The sequence below is a fragment of the Erythrobacter sp. SCSIO 43205 genome (assembly GCF_019904235.1).
GTDB lineage: Bacteria > Pseudomonadota > Alphaproteobacteria > Sphingomonadales > Sphingomonadaceae > Erythrobacter.
On record NZ_CP063202.1, the window covers coordinates 1,411,868 to 1,437,802 of the forward strand.

At 56.4% G+C, this 25,935-nt stretch carries 24 protein-coding genes; 19 read left to right on the plus strand and 5 right to left on the minus strand.

The window, feature by feature from the left end; translation table 11 throughout:
• The first annotated feature begins 11 nt into the window (after positions 1-11).
• The 5 genes from INR77_RS06535 to INR77_RS06555 all read left to right on the plus strand — a co-directional run bounded on the left by INR77_RS06535 (position 12) and on the right by INR77_RS06555 (position 6,279).
• Entirely contained in the window at positions 12-1,358 is a 1,347-nt protein-coding gene (locus tag INR77_RS06535; protein WP_223073088.1) for an SRPBCC family protein, read from the plus strand.
• A gap of 5 nt (positions 1,359-1,363) precedes the next feature.
• Positions 1,364-3,097 (plus strand): FAD-dependent oxidoreductase, encoded by a 1,734-nt coding sequence (locus INR77_RS06540; RefSeq protein ID WP_223073089.1) that lies wholly within the window; start codon positions 1,364-1,366, stop codon positions 3,095-3,097.
• 63 nt (positions 3,098-3,160) lie between these two features.
• Positions 3,161-3,757, plus strand: coding sequence for a TetR/AcrR family transcriptional regulator (locus tag INR77_RS06545; RefSeq protein WP_223073090.1), 597 nt, complete (start codon positions 3,161-3,163; stop codon positions 3,755-3,757).
• A gap of 78 nt (positions 3,758-3,835) precedes the next feature.
• A complete protein-coding gene (locus INR77_RS06550) occupies positions 3,836-4,612 on the plus strand; it encodes a glucose 1-dehydrogenase (RefSeq protein ID WP_255573971.1) in 777 nt (258 codons plus the stop codon).
• A gap of 14 nt (positions 4,613-4,626) precedes the next feature.
• A complete protein-coding gene (locus INR77_RS06555) occupies positions 4,627-6,279 on the plus strand; it encodes an FAD-binding protein (RefSeq protein ID WP_223073091.1) in 1,653 nt (550 codons plus the stop codon).
• Positions 6,280-6,298: 19 nt separating this feature from the next.
• On the opposite strand, the gene INR77_RS06560 is transcribed toward INR77_RS06555, so the two are convergent.
• The 3 genes from INR77_RS06560 to INR77_RS06570 are packed head-to-tail and all read right to left on the minus strand — an operon-like array spanning position 6,299 to position 8,681.
• Complete coding sequence (locus tag INR77_RS06560; RefSeq protein WP_223073092.1) at positions 6,299-7,075, minus strand: SDR family NAD(P)-dependent oxidoreductase; 777 nt, start codon at positions 7,073-7,075, stop codon at positions 6,299-6,301.
• Positions 7,072-7,902: an SDR family NAD(P)-dependent oxidoreductase gene (locus INR77_RS06565; protein ID WP_223073093.1), complete on the minus strand. Its 831-nt coding sequence runs from the start codon at positions 7,900-7,902 to the stop codon at positions 7,072-7,074. The genes INR77_RS06560 and INR77_RS06565 overlap by 4 nt, the downstream gene beginning before the upstream one ends.
• Positions 7,899-8,681, minus strand: coding sequence for an SDR family NAD(P)-dependent oxidoreductase (locus tag INR77_RS06570; RefSeq protein ID WP_223073094.1), 783 nt, complete (start codon positions 8,679-8,681; stop codon positions 7,899-7,901). The genes INR77_RS06565 and INR77_RS06570 overlap by 4 nt, the downstream gene beginning before the upstream one ends.
• Before the next feature lie 161 nt (positions 8,682-8,842).
• Here INR77_RS06570 and INR77_RS06575 point away from each other — a divergent pair, with 161 nt between their 5' ends.
• Positions 8,843-10,261, plus strand: coding sequence for an SRPBCC family protein (locus INR77_RS06575; RefSeq protein WP_223073095.1), 1,419 nt, complete (start codon positions 8,843-8,845; stop codon positions 10,259-10,261).
• A complete protein-coding gene (locus INR77_RS06580) occupies positions 10,261-11,061 on the plus strand; it encodes a ThuA domain-containing protein (RefSeq protein ID WP_223073096.1) in 801 nt (266 codons plus the stop codon). The genes INR77_RS06575 and INR77_RS06580 overlap by 1 nt, the downstream gene beginning before the upstream one ends.
• 2 nt (positions 11,062-11,063) lie before the next feature.
• Here the strand turns inward: INR77_RS06580 and INR77_RS06585 are convergent, their stop codons facing one another.
• A complete protein-coding gene (locus INR77_RS06585) occupies positions 11,064-12,164 on the minus strand; it encodes an acyl-CoA dehydrogenase family protein (protein WP_223073097.1) in 1,101 nt (366 codons plus the stop codon).
• 130 nt (positions 12,165-12,294) lie between these two features.
• Here INR77_RS06585 and INR77_RS06590 point away from each other — a divergent pair, with 130 nt between their 5' ends.
• The 10 genes from INR77_RS06590 to putP all read left to right on the plus strand — a co-directional run bounded on the left by INR77_RS06590 (position 12,295) and on the right by putP (position 22,397).
• Entirely contained in the window at positions 12,295-13,068 is a 774-nt protein-coding gene (locus tag INR77_RS06590; RefSeq protein WP_223073098.1) for a helix-turn-helix transcriptional regulator, read from the plus strand.
• A gap of 111 nt (positions 13,069-13,179) precedes the next feature.
• Positions 13,180-13,722 (plus strand): GNAT family N-acetyltransferase, encoded by a 543-nt coding sequence (locus INR77_RS06595; protein WP_223073099.1) that lies wholly within the window; start codon positions 13,180-13,182, stop codon positions 13,720-13,722.
• A 162-nt stretch (positions 13,723-13,884) separates the two neighbouring features.
• A complete protein-coding gene (locus tag INR77_RS06600) occupies positions 13,885-14,280 on the plus strand; it encodes a Zn-ribbon domain-containing OB-fold protein (protein ID WP_223073100.1) in 396 nt (131 codons plus the stop codon).
• The gene (locus INR77_RS06605; RefSeq protein WP_223073101.1) at positions 14,277-15,422 is read left to right on the plus strand and encodes a thiolase family protein; all 1,146 of its coding nucleotides are present in this window, start codon (positions 14,277-14,279) and stop codon (positions 15,420-15,422) included. The genes INR77_RS06600 and INR77_RS06605 overlap by 4 nt, the downstream gene beginning before the upstream one ends.
• Position 15,423: 1 nt before the next feature.
• A complete protein-coding gene (locus INR77_RS06610) occupies positions 15,424-16,632 on the plus strand; it encodes an acyl-CoA dehydrogenase family protein (RefSeq protein ID WP_223073102.1) in 1,209 nt (402 codons plus the stop codon).
• A gap of 30 nt (positions 16,633-16,662) precedes the next feature.
• Entirely contained in the window at positions 16,663-17,634 is a 972-nt protein-coding gene (locus INR77_RS06615) for a thiamine pyrophosphate-dependent dehydrogenase E1 component subunit alpha (protein ID WP_223073103.1), read from the plus strand.
• A gap of 13 nt (positions 17,635-17,647) precedes the next feature.
• Positions 17,648-18,658, plus strand: coding sequence for an alpha-ketoacid dehydrogenase subunit beta (locus INR77_RS06620; RefSeq protein ID WP_223073104.1), 1,011 nt, complete (start codon positions 17,648-17,650; stop codon positions 18,656-18,658).
• Positions 18,659-18,671: 13 nt separating this feature from the next.
• The gene (locus INR77_RS06625; RefSeq protein ID WP_223073105.1) at positions 18,672-20,099 is read left to right on the plus strand and encodes a 2-oxo acid dehydrogenase subunit E2; all 1,428 of its coding nucleotides are present in this window, start codon (positions 18,672-18,674) and stop codon (positions 20,097-20,099) included.
• A 20-nt stretch (positions 20,100-20,119) separates the two neighbouring features.
• On the plus strand, positions 20,120-20,653 hold the full coding sequence (locus INR77_RS06630; RefSeq protein WP_223073106.1) for a VOC family protein: 534 nt from the start codon (positions 20,120-20,122) through the stop codon (positions 20,651-20,653).
• A 265-nt stretch (positions 20,654-20,918) separates the two neighbouring features.
• The gene (putP, locus tag INR77_RS06635) at positions 20,919-22,397 is read left to right on the plus strand and encodes a sodium/proline symporter PutP (RefSeq protein ID WP_223073107.1); all 1,479 of its coding nucleotides are present in this window, start codon (positions 20,919-20,921) and stop codon (positions 22,395-22,397) included.
• Positions 22,398-22,470: 73 nt separating this feature from the next.
• Here the strand turns inward: putP and proB are convergent, their stop codons facing one another.
• The gene (proB, locus tag INR77_RS06640; protein WP_223073108.1) at positions 22,471-23,613 is read right to left on the minus strand and encodes a glutamate 5-kinase; all 1,143 of its coding nucleotides are present in this window, start codon (positions 23,611-23,613) and stop codon (positions 22,471-22,473) included.
• A 214-nt stretch (positions 23,614-23,827) separates the two neighbouring features.
• On the opposite strand from proB, the gene proC reads away from it, so the two are divergent.
• On the plus strand, positions 23,828-24,592 hold the full coding sequence (proC, locus tag INR77_RS06645) for a pyrroline-5-carboxylate reductase (RefSeq protein ID WP_223073438.1): 765 nt from the start codon (positions 23,828-23,830) through the stop codon (positions 24,590-24,592).
• 55 nt (positions 24,593-24,647) lie between these two features.
• Complete coding sequence (locus INR77_RS06650) at positions 24,648-25,910, plus strand: glutamate-5-semialdehyde dehydrogenase (protein ID WP_223073109.1); 1,263 nt, start codon at positions 24,648-24,650, stop codon at positions 25,908-25,910.
• Positions 25,911-25,935 lie beyond the last annotated feature (25 nt).

Here is a 25,935-nt window from a genome sequence, read left to right on the forward strand (position 1 = left end):
GAAGACTGACCATGGCAACGCAGCTTAAGCCCCAAGGTGAGCGCCCGCTCTATCCAACCCATCCCGATGCGCAGGAACCCAAAGCGCGCGGGGACAAGATCACGGGCGAGCGATACTATTCCAAAGAATTCGCCGACCGCGAATGGGAGCATATGTGGAAGAAGGTCTGGCACGTTGGCGGACGGGTCAGCCAGCTTGAGGAACCGGGCGATTTCATCACGCATGAATTCATGCATGAATCGATCATGATGGTGAAGCAGCAGGACGGTTCGATCAAAGCCTTCTTCAACGTCTGTATGCACCGTGGCAATCGCTTGGTGAACGTTGAAGAAGGCGGGGTTATGGACGCCTTCACCTGCCCTTACCACGGTTGGAAATGGGGCCTTGATGGTGAGTTGAACTGGGTTCAGGACGAAGAGGATTTCCCGCAAGGCAGCCCGTGTGGAAAGCTGCGCCTGAAAGAGCTGAAGTGCGAAACCTGGGGCGGGTTTATCTTCTGGAGCTTCAATCCAGATGCCGTCCCGCTTCTCGAATATCTGCACCCAATTCCCGACCTTTTGGCCAATCGTGATTTGGAAAATCACAAGCGGGTTGTGTGGATGACCTTGCGGGTCAACACCAATTGGAAATTCGCCTCGGACAATTTCAATGAGGCCTATCATATTCCGGCGGTCCATCCGCAGTTCATGCCGATGATCGACGACCATTATTCGACCACCATCTTCGAAATGTACCCAACCGGGCACAACCGCATGATCGAAAAGCTACAACCTTCTTCACGCGAAGGCGGCGGGCACTCGGTTGAGCCTTTGTGGGCAGACGTTCTAAGCGCGTGGGATATTAATCCAGAAGACTATCAAGGGCGCGCGCAAGAAGGGCGCGACGCGCTGCAAAAGGCGCGGCGTGAAAAGGGGCCGGAGCGTGGTTACAAATATGCGGACAAATTGACTGATCACGAACTGACCGATCAATTCCACCATACGCTGTTCCCAAACCTCACGTTGACCGGCACGTTTGAGGGGCTTCACGTTTTCCGCACGGAGCCCGATCCCGAAGACCCCAATTGGTCGACGTTCGACTATTGGTATCTCGCGCCGGAAGTTGAGGGCGAAAGCGAGGTTGCAACACTATCGGGTATGCGTCCGTTCGAAGAGGCTGAGCACGAAACAGGTAGCTATAAGGATTACCATGCCGAGATTGCGCAGGGTGATTTCCTCACGCAGGATCTCTCTCTCGCTGAAACACAGCAAAAGGGCCTTCGTTCAATGGCGTTCACCGACGCTTATCTCGCAGGCCAAGAAACCCGCGTTCGGCGCTTCCACGAAGTGTTGAATGACTACCTTGAAGGACGACGTTAGGCTGTATGGGCGATAAGGAAACTTCGCTTAGCAGGCGCGGTCTGCTTGCCGGGGCTGGCGCGGTCGCTGCCGGCAGCGTTGTTGCCTCCTGTTCGCAATCATCCGAAAGTGATGATGAACATTGGGACGAGACTTGCGACGTTTTATGCGTCGGCAGCGGCGCTGCTGGCGCTACCGCTGCGATCACAGCGACCGCGCAAGGCGCAGAGGTGCTAATCCTTGAAAAGATGCCTTATCCCGGTGGAACAACTGCGAAATCGGGCGGAGTTGCGTGGATATTCAATAACTTTCTCTTGAAAGAGAAAGGGATTGATGACCGGAAGGAGGACGCCCTCAAATATGCCGTGCGATATGGTTATTCGCGCGAATACGATCCTGATAGCCCCACGCTTGGCCTTGATGAAACGCGCTTTGGCGTGATTGAAAGTTTCTATGATCATGGCAGCGAGGCGGTGGATTTTCTGCGCGAAACAGGCGCGGTCCAGTTCAAAGAGTTTCGTCTTTATCAACTCGATAAGCCCGCACCTGATTACGCCGATCACCTGCCGGAAAACAAAGTGCCGAGTGGACGCTGTTTGGAGCCGGCGGAAGGTTCAGGCGCGACCGGAGGTGGGGGTAGCCTGTTCGGGCAACTGTCCGACTATCTCGAAGCGCAAGGCGTTCCGGTGATGCTTGACACGCAAGTTACACGGATTGTGAAAGATACAGATGGGCGGGTCACAGGTGTCGAGGCGCTGCGCGACGGCGAGCCTTTGCGCATACGCGCCAAGCGCGGCGTTGTGTTCGCAACAGGCGGATATTCGCACAATGTTGAGCTGTGTAATCTGCATCAACCCTCGGTTTATGGCAGTTGCGCAATGCCGGGCTCGACCGGTGACTTCATCCCGCTTGCTCAGGAAGCAGGAGCGAAGATGGGCAATCTTGGGTACGCATGGCGCAGTCAGGTTGTGATGGATGAGGCAGTTAATAGTCGCGCAGTTGGCCTTGGCGCATTTGTCTTACCCGGGGATTCGATGATCCTGGTCAACAAGTATGGCAAGCGCGTGGTCAATGAAAAACGCGATTACAACGACCGCACGCAGGCCCATTTCCCGTATGACCCTGCACATGAGGAATATCCAAACCACCTGCTTTTCATGGTTTTTGATGCGCGGTCGCTAGACGCGTTTGGCGGCGCTTTCCCTCTGCCAACGCCCTACATCGGACAATCGCACGTCCTCAAAGGCGCAAATGTTGATGAGCTAGCGCGCAAGATTGATGCGCAGCTTGCCCAATGGTCAGGGAAAACCGGCGGTGTGAAGTTGGCTGAGGATTTTACGGCCAATTTGGGTGATACGATTTCGCGCTACAATGCTTTTGCCGAAGCCGGAGTGGACGCGGATTTCGGGCGCGGCAAATATCGCTATGACCGTGAATGGCATAAGCTTTTCTCAGCCCGCCGCGAGGGCACTGAGCAGCCTGAGAACCCTTATCCGAACATCACGATGCACCCGTTTGCGAGCGAAGGTCCCTATTTCGCGATTGTTCTGGCGCCGGGCACTTTGGACACCGCGGGTGGGCCGCAAATCAATGCTGATGCGCAAATTCTTGGTCCCGATAACGAGCCGATTCCCGGTTTATATGGTGCTGGCAATTGCATCGCTTCGCCAACTGGCCAAGCATATTTGGGGGCAGGGGGCACCATCGGGCCAGCGCTCGCTTTTGGCTATGTTGCCGGGAAACACGCTGCGGAAAGCTGATGCGCTAGGATTCGAAGCGCTTTGCGTTAGAGGCTATTCGCCTGACCGGCAGGAGATGATGGTGTGCCACTGATCGTAGACAAGGCTGAACGCCGCGCCATGGTTGCGCGGGTTGCTTTCGATCTTGTGGCTGATACGGGGCTCGGCTCTCTGACCTTCCGGCAGGTCGCCGACGCAACTGGCTATTCAACAGCGATCGTCACCAATTACTTTGCGGACAAGAACGATCTGCTCTTCGAGGTTTATCGCATCGCAAATCATCGAGCGATGGACCTGTTAGAAACAGCCTTCGACTCAGGTGAAGAGTTGATTGACGTGGTCACGCGCGTTTTGCCGATCACCGAAGAGATGCAGCGAAATTGGCGCGTGTGGATGGCTTTCTGGGCATTATCCCACAGCGATCCGACTTTTCGTGAAGAGACGGCGGAGAATGCGCGAGCTAGCGTGGGGCTCTATGCTCGTATGTTGCGCAATCATTTTCGAGCGCTACCTCAACTCGACGAGACATCTGTTGATGATCTGGCGCGCCGACTTATCGCGACAGTGGGCGGCGCGGGGATGCAAGCGTGTCTCGCTCCCGACGACTGGCCTCTGGAACGGCTCCGCGCGATTATCGCGGCAGAAATTGCAGTGCTCGATAGCGAGGCTGGATTGGCCTGAGCTTTTCGACCTGTTTAATATGACAGTCGTCATTTTTCCCAAACGTGCGCAAACTGCCGCAAAATTGGGAGAGATGAAGTGAGCTTTGAAGCGGTAAGCCTGGAAGGGCGCGTCGCAATCGTGACGGGTGCTGGCGTCGGTATGGGAGCGGCGACCGCGCGCCTGCTCGCGGCGCGCGGGGCCAAGGTTGTTGTATCAGATATTAATCCCGAAACCGGCGAAGCGACGACCGAGCAGATCCTCTCTGACGGAGGCGAGGCCTGCTTTATCAAATGCGATGTTGCCGACGAAGGCCAAGTCGAGGCGCTTGTCGCGCGCACGGTTGAAACGTTTGGAAAGCTCGATTGCGCGGTCAACAATGCGGCCATTACTCCCGATACATTGCCGATTGCTGAGGCAGATATGGAGGTTTGGGATAGGGTCATTGCGGTCGATCTACGCGGCGTAATGCTCTGTATGAAATATGAAATTCGCCAAATGCTTGCCCAAGGGAACGGCGGATCGGTCGTCAATATCAGCTCTGTCAGCGGTGTTCGCCCACAACCCAATAATTCCGCCTATGTTGCTGCCAAGCATGGCGTGATCGGGCTCACCAAAGCAGGTAGTCTTGAAAATGCGCCGCATAATATCCGGGTCAATGCAGTTCTTCCCGGCGCGATTGATACGCCGATGCTTCGCGCAGCGCTGGAGGCGAATAACTTTACCGAGGCCGAATTTGCCCCGCAACTCAGCCTGTTTAGTCGTTTCGGCAAACCAGAAGAGGTCGCCGAGGCAAGCGCATGGCTGTGTTCTGATGCCTCCAGCTACGTGACGGGCCACTCAATGGCGCTCGAAGCTGGTTATCTCACGCGCTAGAAGGGGTACAGAAAGTGACACAAACGCACCAATGGGACGCTGAAGCGGACGTAGTGGTCCTTGGTTCAGGCGGAGCGGCACTGACCGCAGCTATCTCAGCCAAAGCGCATGGCGCAGACGAAGTTATCATCCTCGAAAAGACAGGTATGGTCGGTGGCACCACCGCAATGTCTGGCGGGATGCTTTGGATACCCGGCAATCACCATCAGCTCGCTGAAGGCATTGAGGAGGACGATGAGGACATCGTCGCTTATCTGGATGCGGCTGCCCCTGGACAGCTTGACCCTGATACGTTGATGGCTTTCATGGAAGGCGGTCCCGAAATGGTCCGCTGGTTGGAAGACAATACGCCGGTGCGTTTCGTGTCGTTCTCTGACTTCCCAGACTACCAGCCCTATCTGCCCGGCGCGAAACCTGATGGCGGGCGCTCGCTTGATAATTGTGCGTTTTCTTTTGACGAGTTGGGCAAATGGAAGAGCCGCGTCAATCCGAGCAAAATGGCCTATCCCATTCGCGGCAGTCTAGTGGAGGCAACGCGCGGGCTGTTGGATGAAGAAACGCTTGCCGAACGTGAGGCAAAGGATTTTCGCGGGCTTGGTCAAGCCTTGGTTGGGGCGCTTTATAAGGGCGTTATCGACCGCGATATTCCCGTCGAATTTGAAAAGCGCGCGCGTCAGCTGGTAAAGGATGGCGACCGGATTGTAGGCGTAATTGCCGAAGATGCAGACGGCAAAGATTTCCATGTGCGCGCTCGGCGCGGTGTGGTGATTGCTACCGGCGGATTTGAGTGGAATGAGAAGCTCGTGAAGACCTTCCTGCGAGGACCACTCACGGGGCCGGTAAGCGTGCCCGAAAACGAAGGCGATGGCTTGATGATGGCGATCGATGCCGGGGCACAGCTGGGCAATATGCAAAATGCGTTTTGGATGCAGAGCGTATTGGAGTTTGAACCGCAACACCGCGACGCCAAACCCAACTATATGCTTGGCTCGGATGAGCGCGCACGGCCCGGCGCGATCCTCGTCAACCGCAAAGGCAAACGCTTCGTCAACGAGGCCGCAAACTACAATGCTCTTGGCAAAGCGCTCCATGCGTTTGAGGCAGGGACACACAGCTATGCCAATTTGCCTTACTGGTTGATCATCGATCAGCGGTACAAGGACAAATATCCCGCATTTACCTCCATGCCTGGTTCGACCGATGTGCCGTCCTATATGATGAAGGCCGACACCCTTGAAGAGCTGGCCGAGCAGGCCGGGATTGATCCGGAAGGTCTGGCGAGCACAGTTGAGCGTTTCAACGCCATGGTAGCAAAAGGCCATGATGATGATTTCCAGCGCGGCAATACCACTTACGATAATTTCTATATGTGGGGCGATCCCGATTTCGAAGCGCCGTACCGCACGCTTGGTCCGGTTGATCAGGGGCCGTACTACGCAGTCAAAATGGAAGCAGGTGCACTTGGCACAGCAGGCGGGCCGCGCATCAATGAAAACGGGCAGGTTCTCGATTGGAACGATGAGCCGATTTCAGGGCTCTACGCGGCCGGCAATGCATCAGCAGCAGTGCTGGGCGAGGCCTATGGCGGTGCAGGCGGGACGCTCGGCCCCGCGCTGACGTTTGGATATCTTGCAGGCAGGCATTTGGGGAGCCTGCCGAACCGCTGATATTCGGGGCGGGGGCAGGTCAGACCTGGCTGAAGCCCCCGTCGATCACCAACTCGTCACAAGTCATAAAGCTTGCGGCTTGTGAGCATAGGAACACCGCTCCGCCAGCAATTTCTTCGGGCTTGCCCATGCGGCCGATAGGGTGATTGGCTTTGGTTCCTTCAATCGCTGTTTCGACATTGGGAACAGCGCCAAGTTCGACATAGCGTTGGAAAATGGAATCGAGCATCCCTGTGTCGACACCGCCTGGATGCAGGGAGTTGACGCGGATGTTGTAGCCAAGAGCTGCAAATTCGGCGCCCATGCATTTGCTCAACATTTTGATCGCTGCTTTGCTGGTGCAATAGGCCGCATTGAAAGGCGCACCGCGAAGGCCGCCGACGCTCGATACGTTGACGATAGAAGCACCGCCAGAGCGCGCTTTGCCACCCTGCTGAAGCAAGGGCAGCAAAATTTGCGTACCAATAATCGCGCTGTCGACATTGACTGCATTGACGCGGTGAAAGTCAGAGAGCGGCGTGTCTTCGAATTTGGTCACGATGGAAATACCGGCGTTGTTCACCAGTGCGTCCAGCCGGCCATATTTTTCATCAATGAATGCACCGATTTCGTCCCAGTCGTCGGAGCTGGTCACATCATGGCGGAAATAGTGATCCGCCCCGCTTTCATCGCTGTCTGCAAGGTCGGTTGCGATCACGGTCGCGCCTGCGGCCTTCATCGCTTTGACCGTCTCGCGGCCAATTCCACCATTCGCGCCTGTTACAAGGGCGATCACATTTTCAAGAGCAATGGTCATACTGCCGTGTACCCCCCGTCAACAACGATTTCTGTGCCCGTGACATAGCTGGCGTCCTGCGAAGCAAGGAAGAAGATCGCGCTTGCGATTTCCTCTGGTTGGGCGAGGCGGCCAACAGGTGTGTTGCCCGAAACCATTGCGACCAGATCTTCTGCTTTCTCAGCCACGCCGCTATCGACCCAGCGTTGGAAGCCCGCATTCAAAAGCGGGGTGTGCACGAAGCCGGGGTGGAGTGAATTCGCGCGGATCGGCATTTGCTTGGTCGCAAATTCTGCGGCGATACCCTTGGTGAAAAGGCGCACCGCACCTTTGCTGGCGTTGTAGGCTGAAACTTCGCTCATCCCGACAAGGCCCATGATTGAGCTGACATTGATGATCGAGGAGCCGCCTTTCACATCCTTACCGCTTTGGGCCATCAGCGGGACAAGGTACTTGGTGCCAAGGAACACGCCATCAACATTGATAGCCATGATCCGGCGCCAGCCTTCCATGGTAATATCTTCAACCGCGCCGGTCAGATCGGTTCCGGCGTTGTTGACAAGGATATGCAGCTTTCCATGCGTTTCTTCGATATGTTTCAAAACACGCTGCCAATCGTCCTCGCTCGTAACGTTGGCTTTTAGGTAGCTTGCGCTGTTGCCAAGCCGCTCAAGGACGGCCTTCGCTTCGGCACTGTCCTCTGCATCAAGGTCGGTTAGAATAACCTGCGCCCCTTCGGCGACGAAGCGTTCAACTGTTGCAAGTCCTATACCACGAAGGCCGCCGGACACCATAGCAACCCGGCCTTCGAGCCTGCGTGCTCCCAAATCAGTCCCTTGCTCGCTCATAGTCCCATCATCCCTGCTGTGGTTGCGCCGTCGATCACGAGGTCCGCTCCTGAGATAAAGGAGGCTTCGTCAGAGCCGAGATAGGCGACGAATGCGGCCACTTCCTCGACATTGGCCATGCGTTTAAGGGGCGACATACCTTCATATCCGGCGCGCATAGCAGCGGGGTCTTCGCTTCCCTCAATCAGGTTTGAGATCATGGCCGTTTCGACCACGCCGGGAAGGATCGCATTGACGCGGATTTTGTATCCCTGATTACCACAGTGGATGGCCGCCGATTTTGCCAGCGCGACGACGGCTGCCTTGGAAACGGAATAGGCAAGGAAATTGCCCATGGCGCGGTGAGCGTTCATGGACGAATTGATGATGATCGAGCCCGTGGGGCCATCGGGATTATCTCTCATCGCCCGGATCGCGTTCTGAACGGTCAGCATGACGCCGGTTTGGTTGACGCCGATGACGCCGTTCCAGCCTTCAATGCTGATGTCTTCGACATTCGAATCGCCTTTTTCGCTGCCCGCATTGGCAAAAGCGATGTCGAGCCGTCCGTGATCCTTCGCAATGCGAGCCATCAGTTCGGGCCAATCGGACGGGTCATCGACCGTGTGCTGTACGAATGTCGCGCCGCAGCGATCGGCTACTTCCTTACCGGCATCCGCATTGCGTCCGGTAAAGACAACTTTTGCACCTTCGCGCGCCAGCCGTTCCACCGTTCCAGCACCAATTCCGCTTGTTCCGCCGGTTACCAGCGCAACTTTTCCTTGCAAACGATCGCTCAAAATCGCTCTCCCACTCTTGTTTTGCCGTGTTCTGCACTGGCGGGCGAGGCTTGTAACCTATGATTTGCGCAAGGTGACGTGAGGGCGCAGATTTCGCAGATTGCATAGTATGGATTGAGATGCGCATTTACCAATGCACGTGACAGGAGAGGAATTGGACAATGGCCGACCGGGATCCGGAGATCAAATTCGGTGAAGACCGCAGCGAAGGGATCAGCTGGAATGAATTGATGGACAGGGATTCCAAACCTGCGCCTGATTTTCTGAAAGAAGAAGCTTACGAATATCGCGGCTCTGACCCGATCCCGGCTGAGCGTTACACCAGCGAAGAATTCGCCAAGGCCGAGCGCGAGAAGATGTGGCCCTTTGTCTGGCAGTTTGCTGCGCGCGAAGAAGACCTGCCCGATCCCGGCGATTTCGTAGTCTATGAAATGGCCGGACGCTCGTATCTTATCGTGCGTCAGGATGATGGCTCTGTGCGGGCTATGCACAATGTCTGTCTCCACCGTGGACGCAAGCTGCGGCTTGAGGATGGATGTGCTGACAAATTCGTCTGCCCGTTCCACGCATTCACCTGGAACAAGGATGGCAGCTTTGACCATGCTCCGTGTGAGTGGGATTTTCCGCATCTGAAAGACAAAAACATGGACTTGCCTGACCTCGAGGTTGGGCATTGGCAGGGATATATCTTCATTCGTGAAGAACGCGGCGGGCCGACCCTTGAGGAATATCTCGCGCCGCTTCCCGAACACTTCAAGGGTTGGAACCATGACGAATGTGTCACCGTGATGCGCGTCGCCAAGGAAGTGCCCGCCAATTGGAAGGTGACCATGGAAGCCTTCATGGAAGCCTGGCACACCATCGTCACTCACCCTCAGCTTTTGCCGTTCACCGGCGATTGCAATTCCGCCTACCGCATCTGGGGCGATCATGTGAACGTCAACCTTGTGCCGTTTGGGGTGATGAGCCCGCACGTGCAGGAAGGGCAGGGCGAGCAATGGATCGTTGATGAATTCATCAAGTACAACGGGCGTTCGTCCGACAATTACGACCCTGACGGCGATCCGATGGCGATTCAGGTCCCCGAAGGCAAAACCGCACGCGAAGCCTTGGGCGACAAGATGCGCGAAGTTTATTCCGAGCAGGCCGGCTACAGCCTCATGCACGCAAGCGATGCCGAGGTGCTTGATGCGCTCGTCTACAATGTCTTCCCCAACTTTGCCCCTTGGGGCGGCTATATGCCGAACATTGTGTACCGCTGGTTCCCCGGCAAGACCCCTGACACCAGCGTGATGGAAGTCCGTATTCTTGCGCGCATCAAGAAAGGTGAGCCTAAGCCACGCGGTGCTGAGCTTATCTCGCTGACCCTCGATCAAAAATGGACTGAGGCAGGTGTGCTTGGTGGGTTGGGTGATGTGTTCGAACAGGACATGGAAAATCTCCCCTATGTTCAGGAAGGCTTGCACGCGCACAAAACCGGCGAAGTGCAGCTTGGCAATTATCAGGAAATTCGCATCCGGCAGTTTCAGGATACGCTGATGAAGTATCTTGAGGGAACGCTTGGTGGAGGTAACTCCTGATGGCAACAGTCGATCACGGGCCGGATCCCTTGGCGCAAGCAACTGAGGACAACCATCCAAAGCGCATCGACTGTGTTTTGATCGCGGGCGGTCTGTACCACGACATCGACTTTGCGCGGCTAGAGCTGCTCAAACTGCTGGGTGAGCACCCCGAAGTTCGCACGCGTGTTTTCGAGGATTTCGAAAACCTGGATGCGCTGCGCGGTGCCGATATTCTGATCACCTATACGTGCGATGTGGTGCCATCACTTGCAGCGCAGGAAGTGCTGCGCGATTGGCTTTCAGAAGGCGGGCGCTGGTATGCGCTTCACGGGACAAATTCGATCCTGCGCCTGATGGATGACGGCGTGTGGGAAGCGCCGCGCTGGGCGCCGTTGATGATGGATTTGCTGGGTAGCCAGTTCATCACTCACCCACCAATTGCGCCTTACACAGTAACGGTCGCTGATCCGACGCACCCGCTGGTCGAAGGGGTCGAACCTTTCGAAACAACCGATGAGCTTTATCACCTCGAAACGCATGGCGATTTGCACGTCCTTCTGGAAACCGAATGCACCGAGGAAGGAACCGGCTTTCGCGAAGCGGCGGATGCGCCGGGCAAACACCCTGTGTTTTATCTGAAACCCCGGGGCAAGGGCGGTGTGCTTTACAACACGCTTGGCCATTGCCGTGGGCATTATGACTTGCAACCAATGGCGGAATGGTGGCCGACGCTTGATCGGTGCGCGTGGGATTTGCCGGTCTTTTACGACCTGCTGCGGCGCGGCATCAATTGGTTGAAAGAGCGCCCGGAGAGTTGAATTTACGCTGAAATCCGCGCGTAGGCATCCATCGCTGCGCGCGGATCGTCAGGCCAGCGCGTCAACATCAGCAGGCGTTTATGCCCGTGACCGATGGCGAGTTCATCAGTCACACCCATGCCGCCGTGCATCTGGATCGCTTCGTGACCCAAATCCAACGCCGCTTTGGCGATGAACGCCCGTGCGCCCTTAACGGCAACCTCGAAGTCGTCTTCCGATACAATCGCCAATTCCAAAAGAGCGCGCGATTGGGCAAGCTTTGCATATTGTGCGGTCATGCGATGTTGAAGCGCCTGGAAGCCACCCAAAGGCTGACCAAATTGCTCGCGCGTGCGCAGATATTCGAGCGTGTCGGCAAACAGCCGTTCCATAATCCCAAGCATCTGCGCCGAACGGGCGAGTGAAGACAGGGTTTCCAGCCGATCAAGAACCACCGGCCCGTCAGGGATTTCGTTTTCCGATGGAACAGTCACGCCGTCGAGCGTCAGTTCCGCTGCCACCACGCCATCGGTTTGGCGCCAGCTTGATGATGTAAGCCCGGCAGCGTCGGCGGGTACGAAATAAAGCGAAAAGTCTCCTGCCGCAGCATCGCCCTCGGAGCGCGCACTGACAATGTATCCATCGCAGCCATAGCCAGCGATTACGAATGGCTTGTGGCCGTTCAGGGTGACGCTGTCTGAGCTTGATTGGGCGGTCGTCTCAACCGCAACGATATCCCCCCGCGATCCGCGTTCGGCATGAGCCAGCGCGACTCGCTTCGAACCTTCGGCAAGCGGCTCTGCCCAATCGGAAAAACCCGGATGGCTCAGCAACAAGCCAGCACCCAGAATAGAGTTTTCAATGACAGGCTCGGTCACCAAGCCATGCCCCAATGCCTCGTGAATGACGGCAATCGCACTGTTATCAAGTTCGAGGCCGCCCAACTCCTCTGGCAGTGATGATGCCAGAATGCCAAGTTCTGCAAGCGTGTGCCAATTTTCGATTGCAAATCCGCTTGCGCTGCTGGCTTCGCAATCGCCATCCGCGCTCGCAGCCCGGTCGGCGACGAAACGCTCAACCGCTGCTTTCAACATTTGCTCGTCTTCGTTCAGATCGAAGTTCACGTTTAAACCCATTCTCTCCCAGATGTGCCCATTCTAGCACCGGGATTTGGTTCGTCATTCTGCCCAAATGACTAGGGCGCGGTTGTCGATGGAGGGCTCTACCGATATAGATGTGTTGGGAGAGAAACGAATGGGATCGATCAGTATCGACAACCTTGGGATTGTTCGCATGAAGACCCCCGCCGATATTCGCGGGGCAGCTCAGGCGCTGCATGAAATCGCGATGGAGCGCGGATTTCGCGCGGCTCCGGCGCACGACATCGCGGACAAGCGGACCCCCGTTGATGAGGATGGGAAAGTCCTTGCCGACGATGTTTTCGGCTGGGGCGATGACGAAGGCGTGTGGTGGCGCAATTCGCGAATCGCGCTAGACAGTCCGATCACGTCAGCTTGCCGATTTGAGAGCGAGCCATTCTGGGTGAATGAGAACGGCTTCCATACCTTTGTGCCGAACCGGTATCTTGACGAAATTAACCTCGATAACTTCGAAAAACGGGCCATGACGCCAGCCGCGATTGTCGTTCCGGTGCACATGGCATTCGGTCTGATTGGCGCGGTCAGCTTCAACCCGCTGGATCAGTCCAAGACCGATCTGGAAGAAGATTTTCGCAAGCACGGCGACATATTTGGCGTGTTCGCCCGCACATTTGTTGCAAGCTATGTCCATATCATGGGGGCTCAGCAGGCTCTCCCTCCGGGCTCGCGCCTGTCGAAGCGCGAGGTCGAATGCTTGCGATGGGCAGCGATCGGCAAAACCGATATGGAAATCGGCATGATTATGTCGCGTAGCCGCGCGACGGTGCGTTTTCACATTCACAATGCCTGCACCAAACTTGATGCCGTCAATCGCAGTCAGACGCTCTTCAAAGCGGCGCAGCTGGGCTACATCTCGCTAAACAACTAGTTGCGTGAGGTCGGATGTCAGCGATGGTGTGGCTTCGGCAATTGGGTGAACGGCCCTTGCCGCTCAGAGGCTCAGCATTCATAAAAGCCCCCTTCGCGAAAGGTGTATCTGATGACTACGCAAGACAATCCCCTTGAGACTGTTTGTGCAGGGGAGCGAACGATCAGCTTACGCGAAATCACCGACGGTGACCGCAAGTCTCTTCTGGATTTTGCCAATCGGGTGCCGGCCCATGATCTTTTGTTTCTTAATCGCGATATTCGCAACTCCAAGGTCGTAGATGCCTGGGTGGACCAATCGCTAGGCAATCAGATCTACAGCCTCGTCGCTGAAGAAGGCGGACAAATTGTCGGCTGCGTCGCTTTGGTTGGCGATGAATTGGGTTGGTCTGCGCACGTCACAAACTTGCGCCTTCTGGTTGCGCCCGAATCCCGAGGCGTCGGGGTGGGCCGCGCTATGACACAGCGTTGTCTTAGCCATGCGCGAGAGCAGGGCGTGCTCAAGGTTTCGGCACGGATGAGCCCGGATCAAGGTGGCGCGTTGCATCTGTTTGAAGAACTTGGATTTAGGCCCGAGGCGCTGCTGCGCAATGAAGTCAAAGACCTGGATGGAAATTTCCATGACATCGCAGTGATGGCGCTTGGACTGAACTAGTTTTTGTATTCGCGTGTTTGACGGCACGCGCCTGCCGTGTGAGCGGCGCGTGGCGCTTTGATTTGACCTTTTTGCAGGCCAATAATCTTACATACCCTATCACTTTGTCGGATGGGCAAACCGGCGGTTTCGTCGTCTTATACCTTTCGAAAGGAGGGAGTGATGCGACCGATTGCAGACAATCTGTTCACCAGCGATGATCCACCGCGCCTGATTGGTGGCCGTGAGCGTGAAACCGGGCGTGTGGTGTTCCCTCTGCCCGACAACGATCGATACGAGGCGTATCCGTTATCGCGTGAAGGAACTCTATGGTCCTACACGATCCAACGGTTTCGCCCCAAAAGCCCGCCTTACGCCGGACCTGAAGCTTTTGAGCCGTGGGCGCTTGGCTATGTTGAGCTGCCCGGCGAAACCATCGTTGAGGCGCGGATCGCCAATGTTGACTTCGACGATATCGAGATTGGTATGCCCTTGCAGCTGACGGTTGCCGCCTTGGATCGTCCCGACGCAGATACGGTCGCGATACCTGCATTCGAACCAGTGGAGAGCGCGGCATGAGCGACGTTTGCATAATCGGGGCTGGCATTCACCAGTTCGGCCGCACCGATGGAGTTTCTGGCGTCGATCAAGGCGTGGCTGCGGTGCGATCTGCATTGTCTAATGCCGGAGTTGAATGGGAGGACATTCAGTTCGCCTATGGCGCGTCCGATGCGGCTGGTAATCCCGATACTATGGTCGACCGGCTCGGGCTGACCGGGGTGCAATTCATCAATGTTCGTAATGGCTGTGCGGCGGGCGGCTCGGCGCTGTTTAGTGCACAAATGGCCATCCGCTCTGGCGAATATGATCTTGGCATTGCGGTTGGTTTCGACAAGCATCCGCGCGGCGCATTCGATGCCAAGCCTGCCGAATACGGCCTTCCAGAATGGTATGGCGAAGCGGGTTATATGGTCACGACGCAGTTTTTTGCGGCCAAGATCATGCGTTATATGCACCTTCACGGTTTAAGCCGCGAGGCGCTTGGCCGGGTTGCGGAAAAAGCGTTCCTCAACGGTGCGATTACCCCGCACGCTTGGCGGCGCGAGCCGATTGATCTCGAAACGATCATGCAGGCGCCGATGATTAGCGACCCGTACTGCAAATTCATGTTCTGCTCTCCGGGTGAAGGCGGGGTGGCTCTTGTCCTTGCGAGTGAGAAGAAGGCGCGCGAACTTGGCTGCACGCCGATCCGTTTGAAGGCTGCGACTATGCGAACGCGCCCTCCGGGCAGTTTTGAAGTGTTTGCGCCAAGCGTCGATATTGAGCGCGGGGGAACTGCCACCGGGCTTGCGAGCAAGGCGGCGTTCGAAACCGCCGGAATCGGTCCAGAGGATATCGACCTTGCACAGTTGCAAGACACCGAATGTGGCGCAGAAATCATGCACATGGCCGAGAACGGCTTTTGCGCTGATGGCGAGCAGGAAAAGTGGCTGATTGAGGGGCGTACGCGCATCGACGGATCGCTTCCAGTGAACACCGACGGTGGTTGCCTTGCCTGCGGTGAGCCGATCGGCGCATCGGGCCTGCGGCAAGTTTACGAAAATGTCATTCAACTGCGTGGCGAGGCTGGCGAACGTCAGGTCCCAGGCAATCCAAAAACCGCCTATAGCCACGTTTACGGCGCGCCGGGCGTTTCAGCAGTTACAATTCTCGAGAGGTAAGATGGATATCCAGCTCTCCAAAGCCGATGAAGAGTTTCGCGATACAGTTCGCGAGTTTTTGGCCACTGAACTATCGCCAACGGTGCGCGAGGCAACGGCGCAAACGCCGACCGTTTTTGTTGAGCCTGACATTCACAACGCCTGGGCCGCAGCTCTAAACCGCCGCGGATGGCTCGCTTATCAATGGCCAGCTGAGCACGGCGGCACGGGATGGACGCCGGTTCAGCGCTATCTGTTTGAAAAAGAATGCGCTCTTGCAGGTGCGCCCAATCTAACCGTGTTGGGATTGAAGCTGCTTGCACCGGTGATTTTCACTTATGGCAGCGAGGAGCAGAAGGCTTATTATCTGCCGCGCATTTTGTCGGGTGAGGATTATTGGTGCCAAGGTTTCTCTGAACCGGGTGCTGGTTCTGATCTTGCATCACTTAAAACCCGCGCGGTTCGGGATGGCGATGAGTATGTCATCAATGGTTCGAAGATTTGGACCACACACGCGCACCACGCCAACCGGATGTTTGCGCTCGTGCGCACTGACAATTCCGGGCGCAAGCAACAGGGCATCAGCTTTATCCTGATCGATATGGACACACCCGGCGTTGCGGTTCGTCCGATCTACACGCTCGCCGGTGATCATGAGGTCAATCAGGTTTTCCTTGAGGACGTGCGCGTTCCCGCCAGCAATCTCGTCGGTGAAGAAGGGCAGGGGTGGGAGATTGCCAAGTTCCTGCTCGAAAATGAGCGGGGCGGTTCGTGCCATGCGCCCAAACTCCTCTATGATTTGAGCATGGTCGAAAAGGCCGCGGCAGATGAGCCGGATGCTCGCGGAGGGGTGCTGGCGGACGATCCTGAATGGCGCCGCCGGGTCGCAGAGCTGCGGTTGGAAGTGCAATCACTCGACATGATTGAGCTAAAGATTTTGGCCGACATCGCAAATGGTCGAAAGCCCGGTCCGCAAACATCGCTCACCAAATTGCTCGCCTCCCAGCTTCGGCAGAAAATCGACCTGTTGGCGGTTGATCTGTATGGACCAGCTGGCCTGCAATTGCCTGCGCAGCGGCCGCTTTATGGCGACAATTCTTCGGACCCCTTCATTTCGGGAGGGGCGCAGGTTGCTTCGGCCCGCTATCTCAACAGCCGCGCCTGGACAATTTTCGGCGGGACAGACGAGGTCCAGTCAACAATCATCGCGAAGACGGTGCTTGGTCTTTGACCGCACCAGTGGAGAGAGGAAGCTTCGTAAATGCAACTCAGCCGTGACGAGCTAATACAAGCCTATCGCAAGATGGCGACCATCCGTGCCTTTGAGGAACGGTTGCACGACATCATTGCAACGGGCGAAATTGCAGGGTTCACGCACCTTTACTGCGGGCAGGAAGCCGTTGCAGTTGGAGTGTGCGAGCACCTTGCCATCGAGGACAAGATTGTCTCGACCCACCGTGGCCACGGCCACTGCCTTGCCAAAGGCTGCGATGTCACCGGCATGATGAAAGAAATCTGGGGCAGCCGCGAGGGTCTTTGCAAAGGCAAGGGCGGTTCGATGCACATCGCCGATATCGATAAGGGGATGCTTGGCGCGAACGGCATCGTTGGCGCAGGTGCCCCCATCGCAGTTGGTGCGGCAATGTCATGCAAGCTCGATGGTGAGGGCAGGGTGGCAATCACCTTTTCCGGCGACGGTGCGTGTAACCAAGGGACGACTTTCGAAGCGATGAATATGGCAGTGGTGACCAAAGCGCCCTGCATCTTCGTTTTTGAAAACAACCACTATTCCGAGCACACCGGCTTTGAATATGCGGTTGGCACGCAAAAAGACATTGCGAGCCGCGCGGAAGCTTTCGGCATGAAAGTATGGCGCGCTGATGGCTGCGATTTCTTCGCGGTGCATGACACGATGCGCGAAATTCTGGAGTATGTCCGCGCGGGTAATGGTCCGGCTGCGGTCGAATTCGACACTGAACGTTTTTATGGCCACTTTGAGGGTGACCCCCAAAACTATCGCGGCGAGGGCGAGCTCGACCGTATTCGCGAAACTCGCGATTGCCTTAAGATTTTCCGTCAGAAGGTGACCGAGGCCGGCCTTCTTGATGAGGCCGTGATCGACGAACTTAATGAGGCTGCGGAAGCCGACGTCGACGCCGCTGTCGAAGCATCGCGTGCGGCTGACCGACCCACTGCCGAAGACGTCCTCACCGACGTTTACGTAGAATATTGAGGAGAGCCGAGCGATGGCAAAAATGATGTATCGTGACGCTGTCCGATTGACGATCGCCGAGGAAATGGAGCGCGACGAAAGCGTTGTTGTTCTGGGTGAAGATGTTGTGGGCGGTATGGGCACTGATGGTGGGCCTGAGGCAATCGGCGGGATTTGGTCTACATCGACCGGCCTGTTCGATAAATTTGGCGCAAACCGGGTGATCGACACGCCGATTTCCGAAAGCGCTATCGTTGGTGCAGCTGCTGGCCTTGCTCTTTCAGGCAAACGTCCCGTAGCAGAGCTAATGTTTGCCGATTTCATCGGGGTCAGTCTTGACCAGATCTGGAATCAGATCGGCAAGTTCCGCTATATGTTCGGCGGTAAAACGCGCTGCCCTGCTGTGATCCGCATGGCTTATGGCGGCGGTTACAACGCGGCGGCTCAACACAGCCAATGCGCCCACCAGATTTTGACCGGTATGGCGGGCCTCAAGGTCGTCATGCCTTCAACGCCCGAAGATGTTCGCGGATTGCTTCGCACGGCCTTGCGCGGCGATGACCCCGTGATGTTCCTTGAACACAAGGCTCTTTATGCGGTCGAAGGCGAAGTGCCCGACGGCGATTGGACCATTCCGTTCGCCCATGCACGGCAAGTGACATCAGGCGAAGACGTGACTGTGCTCGCAACCGGCTTGATGGTCGGCATTGCCGAGGCTGCTGCTGAAGCGGCTGCGGAAGACGGGATTGGGGTTGACCTTATCGACCTTCGCACGACGAGCCCGCTCGATGAAGAAGCGATCCTAGATTCAGTTGAAGTCACCGGGCGTCTGGTTATCGTGGACGAGGCTCCGCCGCGCTGTAGCCTTGCAACCGATCTCGCCGCTCTCGTCGCGAACAAGGCGTTTTCGAGCCTTAAGGCACCGATTGAAATGGTGACCGCGCCGCACACCCCGGTGCCATTCGCATCGGAACTTGAACAAGCCTATTTGCCATCGCCAGACGATGTCGAAGCGGCGGTTCGCAAGACACTGGCCTATCGTTGAGAGGAGCGCGACAATGACGAAGCTGCGCGCCTTTTGTATGCCCAAATGGGGCATCGAAATGACCGAAGGTACGCTTGCCGAATGGCAGGTAAAAGAAGGGGATAGCTTCTCCAAAGGCGACCTTTTGTGCCTTATTGAAACCGACAAAATTACCAATGAAGTCCAAGCCGAACGCGATGGCGTTCTGGCAAAGATTGTCGTCGAAGCAGGCGGAGAGGCAGAGCAGGTTGGAACGCTTCTGGCCGTGCTTGCCGATGGCGAAGCTGACGCTGGCGAAGTTGATCAGTTCGTGGCCGACTTCAAACCCACGGCCGCTCTGGGCACGGTGCGCAAGAAATCGGGCAAGAAAGAAGGCGGTGCCAAAGAGGCAACTGCTGACGCGCCCAAGCCAGCGCCGACCCTGATCGAAACCAACCGCCCGATCAGCCCCAAGGCGCTTGAACTGGCGAGTGCAGAGGGCGTCGACCTTTCGACAGTCGAAGGTTCGGGCAAGGGTGGCCGGATCACGCTTCAGGATATCGAACAGGCTGTGCGACCTGAGCGTAATTTTACGCCGCGCGGCAGCGTTGATCATCCGGCTGAAGATCTCAAAATCTATGCCTCGCCGCTCGCCCGGCGGATCGCTTCGATGGAAGGCATCGATCTTTCCGGTGTGAAGGGCACGGGGCCACGCGGTCGTATCTGTAAGAAAGATGTGCTGGCGCTGGTCGATGCCTCCAGCGGTGCAGACCGGGGTGCGCCGTTCCGACTGGTTGCGAACAATGCCGATGTGAAACCCTTCGACAAAATACGCAAAGTGGTCGCAAGAAGGCTTACTCAAGCCAAGCAGGAAATCCCGCACTTCTATTTGCGCAGCTCATTCGCCGCAGACGAACTGCTTTCTTTCCGCAAGACCGCCAATCTGGTGCTCGGGCGCAAGGCTTCGGTGAATGATTACATCGTCTTCGCGTGCGGCAAAGCGCTGGCGAAACACCCGGATATTAATGTGCAACTCCATGGCGAGGAACTGCATCACTACCCGCACGCCGACGTGGCCGTTGCGGTTGCGGGGCCAAGCGGTTTGGTCACGCCAATTGTGAGGCAAGCGAACCGTATGCGCATCGACCAGCTGGCCGAGGCGACAAGCGCACTGATTGAAAAAGCGCGCGAAGGGCGGCTGTCGTATGAGGATCTCGACGGTGGCACCTTCACTGTGTCCAACCTCGGAATGTTCGGGATCGAGAATTTCGATGCGATCATCAATCCGCCACAGGCCGCGATCCTTGCGGTCGGAAAAGCGGATCGATGCCCGGTCGAAAAAGCCGATGGCTCTGTTGGTTTTGAAACGCGCATTTCGATGACCCTGTCGGTCGATCACCGCGCCATTGACGGTGCTGCGGGTGCTGCATTTCTGCAAACGCTCAAAGAGCACCTTGAAGCGCCAGAGACTTTGTTCGCCTGATCTGAAGCGGAGTACCCGATATGCCTAAGCCCGGTTCCATCGCAGCGATCGGAGACATTGCCCAACTGGCCTATGTTCCGACCGATTTTGAAGGCACGCTCGAATACTGGACGAAGACAATGGGCGTTGGTCCGTTCTTCATGTTCGAGAACATCGCGCTTGATGAAATGAAATATCGCGGCAAGCCCACCGATGCGCGCTTTACGGTGGCGATTGGATATTGGGGTGATGTGCAGATTGAGCTCGTCAAACCAGAGAATGATGCGCCAGCCCATTATAACGGCGAATACGGCATCAAGGACCGCTTGCATCACGTCCTGATCCTGACCGAAGATTTTGACAGCGCGCAAAAGGCTCTGGATGATGTCGGGGCCGAAACGATTGTCTCTGGGTTATTTGGCGGCTCACGGGTCGTTTATGCTGACCCCGGCGCGGGGGAAGGCGGCTTGGTCGAAGTGCTCGAAGTTAATGAGGACACCAAGGGCTTGTTCGCCATGATGCAAGATGCGGCGAAAAACTGGGACGGCACCGATCCCATCCGCAGCCTTTCGTAACTTTACAACTTTCGCTTGAAGGCGACGCGTTCATTGGCCTGTCACGGCCAAGTTGAACAATTGCGCCATTCCCGATAGAAGCCCCTTTCGCACGGCGGCTCCACTCATAGGTGTGAGCATTGTCCGCCAAATTGGAACGAGGCTGAGGCCCCTTTGTTGATGCAACAAAGATCGCCCCCTCAAAGGCCGCACCTATGATGCAGCGGTCATCGAGAATCTGCCCCGCAAGCCACAATTTCGAAAGGCACAGCGCACCGCTTTTATTATGAACACACTCACACTTGCCACGCTTGCTTTGTACTTCCTCGCCATGATCGGCATCGGGCTTTACGCCTGGCGCAAATCAACGGACACTTCTGAAGGCTATCTGCTTGCAGGGCGCAATCTGCCTCCGTCTGTTGCCGCGCTTTCTGCTGGTGCTTCGGATATGTCGGGATGGCTGCTGCTTGGACTTCCTGGCGCGCTCTACGCTGCTGGCTTGGTGGAGGCGTGGATCGGGATCGGCCTTTTTGTTGGCGCCGTATTCAATTGGGTTATCGTCGCTCCGCGCTTGCGTGAACAGACAGAGCGTTATGGCAATGCGCTAACGATACCGGCATTTCTGGCGAACCGCTTCCCTGACAAAGCGGTTGCCTTGCGCGTCGTATCTGCGCTTGTCGTAGTTGTGTTCTTCACCGTCTACACCGCTGCCGGGCTCGTTGGCGGAGGGAAGCTTTTTGAAACCGCTTTTGCAGATGTGCTCCCCAACATTGGGATGAGCGACTACGCGCTTGGTATCTGGATCACCGCTGGCATCGTCCTTGCCTATACCATGGTTGGCGGGTTTCTTGCCGTGAGCCTCACCGATTTCGTGCAGGGCGTGATTATGATGCTCGCGCTGGTCATCATGCCGCTTGTCGTGATGTTCGGCAGCGGTGGTGATGCGGGCGGATCGCTTGCCGAAGTACCAATCGAAGGATTTTTGAGCCTGACGAACGGTTTGACCTTCATCGGGTTCATCAGCGCGGTAACATGGGGCCTTGGCTACTTTGGTCAACCACACATCATCGTGCGCTTTATGGCCATCGATACGGTCGAGAAAGTGGCTGCCGCCCGCAATATCGGGCTGACATGGATGGGAGTTTCGCTGCTTGGTGCGGTTGGTATGGGGCTCGCTGGTCGAGCTTATGCAGAGCGAAATGGCATTGTCGTCGAAGACCCGGAGACGATCTTCATCGTCTTGTCTGAATTGCTGTTTCACCCTGCAATCACAGGCTTTCTTTTTGCCGCTCTGCTCGCCGCAATCATGAGCACGATTTCCTCGCAATTGCTGGTATCTTCCAGCTCGCTGACGGAGGATTTTTACCGTCTGTTTTTACGCAAAAACGCGAGCGAGCGCGAGGCTGTGAATGTGGGCCGTGTCTGCGTTGCTCTTGTGGCGCTTGCCGCGATTGTTCTTGCGTCGGACCCTAACAGCGAAGTGCTGGGGCTTGTTGCAAACGCGTGGGCAGGCTTTGGCGCGGCGTTCGGCCCGCTTATCCTTCTGGCGCTGACATGGCGCGGCATGACGGGGGCCGGGGCGCTCGCAGGGCTTGTTACCGGTGCGGCTGTGGTGGGCGCATGGATAGCCCTTGGCTGGAACGAGAGTGTCCTTGGCGGTCCGGGCCTTTATGAGATTGTGCCGGGGTTTGTCGCCGCTGGGATCGCCATTGGGGTGGTGAGCAAGCTGACAGCGAGCGACGCGCAGCTTGAACCTGCTGAATAGAAGAAGCCGCTAAACAAAAAGGCCGGCGCATCCTAATGGTTGTGCCGGCCTTTTTGTTGTTGTGATCAGGAGATCAGGCCGCCTGATCCGGCGCATCCCATGTTAAGTGGCGGTCATTGATCACCACCATGTTCTCAGGTCGGATGAATTCCGCGTCTGATTGATAGCCAAGCAGCTGTTTTGCCGGCAGTTCAAGGTTGCGCATCAGAATCCGCGATTCTTCCGAGTTAAAGTCAGAAAGTCCGCGTGCCAGTTCGTTTCCGTCTTGATCGTAAATGTGCAGAACATCCCCGCGAGTGAAGTCTCCTGTCACAGCGGCCACGTCGTTTCGGCTGATCGCTTTTTCGCCATCGAAATTCTTCGCTGCTTCTTCGGTAATGACGATGCTTCCCGCCATTTGCAGGCGATCAGCAAGCCAGGTTTCCCATGGCGATACGGGATCGGGGTTAGGCACACACACGGTGCATTTACGATCCCCGTTCAGGACCGAGGAGAGAGGGTGTTCTACATCGCCATTGGCGATATAGGCGGTGCAGCCAGCGTTCTGAGCCATATTGGCAGCCTGCAATTTGGTGAGCATACCGCCCGATCCAAGCTCGCTAAAACCGCCAGATGCCGCTTCGACGTAGTCGGCAACATTGTGAACCTCTTCGACCAATTGCGCGCCTTCTTCATCGGGGTTGCGATCATAAAGGCCGTCTACTCCGGTCAGAATGATGAGGCTCTCTGCCTCGACCATCTGAGCGATTTTCGCAGCGAGGCGGTCATTGTCACCTACGCGGATTTCTTCGGTCGTGATCGTGTCATTCTCATTTACGATTGGGACAATTCGCGACTCCATCAACCGTGCAACCGTGTTGCGGGTGTTGAGGAAGCGTCGATGGTCTTCGAAGTCATCAAGGACCAGAAGGATTTGAGCGATCTCAAAGCCGAATTCGAGCCCCACTTGTTTATAAGCATTCAGCAGCAAAGGCATACCGCAAGCAGCCGCTGCCTGTTTGTCGCGCAGGCCAGCAGTTTCAGGGGTCATCCCCACGGTTTTCAATCCCAGTGCGACCGCGCCGGAACTGGTCAAGATAACTTCGTAACCCTCATCGCGCAGGCGAGCGACATCGTCGAGCAGACGTTGCAGAAACCCGAAGCGCGGGGTGAGGCGATCGACATTGGCTAAGAGCCCTGATCCGATTTTGACGACGATACGTTTTGATTTTGGCATTAAATTCTCGAATTTTTTAAAAGTTAAATGGAACGATCGTGCGCTGCACTACGTAGGGACTACGCACAAGGCAATGCAAAGTTTCATATTTTTGAAGCAAAGATAAGATACTGAATAAATGAAGTAAAAATATGCCCATAGCGGTCATCACTTCAAATCCGAACATTTTATTTATAGAGAAAAAATGAATACTATTGAAAATGCAAATATAATTATGGTTGGGTGTGGCAAAATGGGTGGCGCTCTTCTTGGCAATTGGGTGAGGTCGGGTGCCAATTTCACTATTGTTGACCCTGCGCTCGAGGTTGAGCCGCCAAGAACAACCCTCGTGCGCGACACTGGCGACCTCGCCTCGCGCAAGTTTGATGTCATTATCATCGGCATCAAGCCGCAGCTGATCGAGAGGGTCATGCCGGCCTATTCCGGTATGCTGAACGACGATGGATATGTTCTGTCCATCGCGGCTGGCTGCTCGATCGCGAAAATCAAATCGCTCACCGAGGACGCACCGGTCGTTCGGGTGATGCCCAACCTGCCCGCAGCTGTGGGGCAGGGGGTAAGCGCGCTTTGCGCCAGTGACGACGCCAAAGACGACCACCTAGCCCATGCTCAAGAGTTGATGGCTCTCACCGGCACCGCGATCACGGTTGATGATGAAGATCAAATTGATCGTTTTACCGGAATCGCGGGCTCAGGCCCTGGATATATCTTCGAATTCGCCCACGCTTTTGTTGAAGCAGCGATGGAGCTTGGTTTCGATGAAGAGGCTGCCCGCTCCATGGTGCTTGGCACGATGGCAGGTGCAATCGAAATGGCGCGCACGTCGGATGAGAGCCTCGAAACCCTGCGCAATTCGGTGACGAGCAAGGGCGGAACGACCGCCGCCGGTCTCGAAGCATTTAATGGCGATGAGACAATCAGTAATCGCCTGAAGAGCACAGTGACAGCCGCCTATGAGCGAGCGCTCGAACTCAAGTGACCCGCGCTCACATTCTCAAACACAAATTTCAAATTCGCAAGAACGGTATCAAACAATGACAGACAACACTCTCGACCCACAAATGCACATCGTTCAACTTGGTGAGCGCGCCAAAGAAGCGGCGCAATCGCTGCGCACCGCCAGCACCGAAGCGAAGAACACAGCGCTTCTCGAAGCGGCCAAAGCCATGCGCGCGGCTACAGCGCGTCTTGCCGAAGCCAACACCAAGGACGTCGACAGCGTTCGCGACACAAAGCCGGACAGCTTCATTGACCGACTAAAACTCGACGAAGATCGCATCGAAGCCATGGCGAGCGCGTTGGAGGAGATCGCCAAGCTGGGCGATCCGGTCGGGCGCAGCCTCGCGACTTTCGATAGGCCCAATGGGCTTAAAATTGAGCGCGTGGCAGTGCCAATCGGCGTTATCGGCATGATCTATGAGGCTCGCCCGAACGTCGGCTCTGACGCGAGTGCATTGTGCCTGAAATCTGGCAACGCCGTCATCTTGCGCGGCGGTTCGGAGAGCCGTCATTCAACCCGTGTGATCGTGGAATGTATGCAAGACGGGCTTGAGGCAGCGGGCCTGCCCCGCAACGCTGTTCAAACGGTTCAGACCACGGCGCGCGAAGCGGTGGCCGAAATGCTTGGTGCGGTCGATCATATTGACCTCGTGATCCCTCGCGGTGGCCGCGGGCTGACCGAACTTGTTCGCGACAATGCAAAGGTGCCAACGCTCCTCCACCTTGATGGCAATTGCCACATCTACATCCATGAAGAGGCGGATTTGGAGAAAGCGGTTGCCGTCGTGCGAAACGCGAAACTGCGGCGCACAGGAATTTGCGGCGCGGCGGAAAGCCTTGTCGTTGATGCGGCGATTGCGGACAAGGCACTTCCTTTGATTGCCGACGCCATGCCTGATTGCGAGCTTCGCGGAGATGCTAGCGCGGTCGCCGTGGATGGGCGTATCAAACCTGCGGATGATGCGGATTTTAGCACCGAGTTCCTCGCCGCGGTTCTTTCCGTGAAAGTCGTGTCAGGCGCTGATGAAGCGATTGCATGGGTCGCCAAGCATAGCTCAGGTCACACAGATGCGATTATGACTGAGAATGGGGAGGTTGCTCGTCAATTCCTCACCCAAATCGACAGCGCGATTGTGATGCACAACGCCTCCACGCAGTTTGCCGATGGCGGCGAATTCGGGATGGGCGCAGAGATCGGCATTGCAACAGGAAAGATGCACGCAAGAGGTCCGGTCGGGCTGGAGCAGCTTACCAGTTTCAAATATCTCGTGCTGGGAGACGGCCAGACGCGGAGCTAGCGCGAGGCTGAATTGCTGGACCACC

Bases quoted from the DNA above. Each gene is read 5' to 3' on its own strand.
- INR77_RS06625 (WP_223073105.1), top strand. From the start codon at position 18,672: ATGACGAAGCTGCGCGCCTTTTGTATGCCCAAATGGGGCATCGAAATG.
- INR77_RS06605 (WP_223073101.1), top strand. From the start codon at position 14,277: ATGAGCGACGTTTGCATAATCGGGGCTGGCATTCACCAGTTCGGCCGC.
- INR77_RS06580 (WP_223073096.1), top strand. From the start codon at position 10,261: ATGGCAACAGTCGATCACGGGCCGGATCCCTTGGCGCAAGCAACTGAG.
- INR77_RS06575 (WP_223073095.1), top strand. From the start codon at position 8,843: ATGGCCGACCGGGATCCGGAGATCAAATTCGGTGAAGACCGCAGCGAA.
- INR77_RS06560 (WP_223073092.1), bottom strand. From the start codon at position 7,075: ATGACCATTGCTCTTGAAAATGTGATCGCCCTTGTAACAGGCGCGAAT.
- INR77_RS06535 (WP_223073088.1), top strand. From the start codon at position 12: ATGGCAACGCAGCTTAAGCCCCAAGGTGAGCGCCCGCTCTATCCAACC.
- proB (WP_223073108.1), bottom strand. From the start codon at position 23,613: ATGCCAAAATCAAAACGTATCGTCGTCAAAATCGGATCAGGGCTCTTA.
- INR77_RS06540 (WP_223073089.1), top strand. From the start codon at position 1,364: ATGGGCGATAAGGAAACTTCGCTTAGCAGGCGCGGTCTGCTTGCCGGG.
- INR77_RS06595 (WP_223073099.1), top strand. From the start codon at position 13,180: ATGACTACGCAAGACAATCCCCTTGAGACTGTTTGTGCAGGGGAGCGA.
- INR77_RS06620 (WP_223073104.1), top strand. From the start codon at position 17,648: ATGGCAAAAATGATGTATCGTGACGCTGTCCGATTGACGATCGCCGAG.
- INR77_RS06610 (WP_223073102.1), top strand. From the start codon at position 15,424: ATGGATATCCAGCTCTCCAAAGCCGATGAAGAGTTTCGCGATACAGTT.
- proC (WP_223073438.1), top strand. From the start codon at position 23,828: ATGGTTGGGTGTGGCAAAATGGGTGGCGCTCTTCTTGGCAATTGGGTG.
- INR77_RS06650 (WP_223073109.1), top strand. From the start codon at position 24,648: ATGACAGACAACACTCTCGACCCACAAATGCACATCGTTCAACTTGGT.
- INR77_RS06630 (WP_223073106.1), top strand. From the start codon at position 20,120: ATGCCTAAGCCCGGTTCCATCGCAGCGATCGGAGACATTGCCCAACTG.
- INR77_RS06600 (WP_223073100.1), top strand. From the start codon at position 13,885: ATGCGACCGATTGCAGACAATCTGTTCACCAGCGATGATCCACCGCGC.
- INR77_RS06565 (WP_223073093.1), bottom strand. From the start codon at position 7,902: ATGAGCGAGCAAGGGACTGATTTGGGAGCACGCAGGCTCGAAGGCCGG.
- INR77_RS06615 (WP_223073103.1), top strand. From the start codon at position 16,663: ATGCAACTCAGCCGTGACGAGCTAATACAAGCCTATCGCAAGATGGCG.
- INR77_RS06590 (WP_223073098.1), top strand. From the start codon at position 12,295: ATGGGATCGATCAGTATCGACAACCTTGGGATTGTTCGCATGAAGACC.
- putP (WP_223073107.1), top strand. From the start codon at position 20,919: ATGAACACACTCACACTTGCCACGCTTGCTTTGTACTTCCTCGCCATG.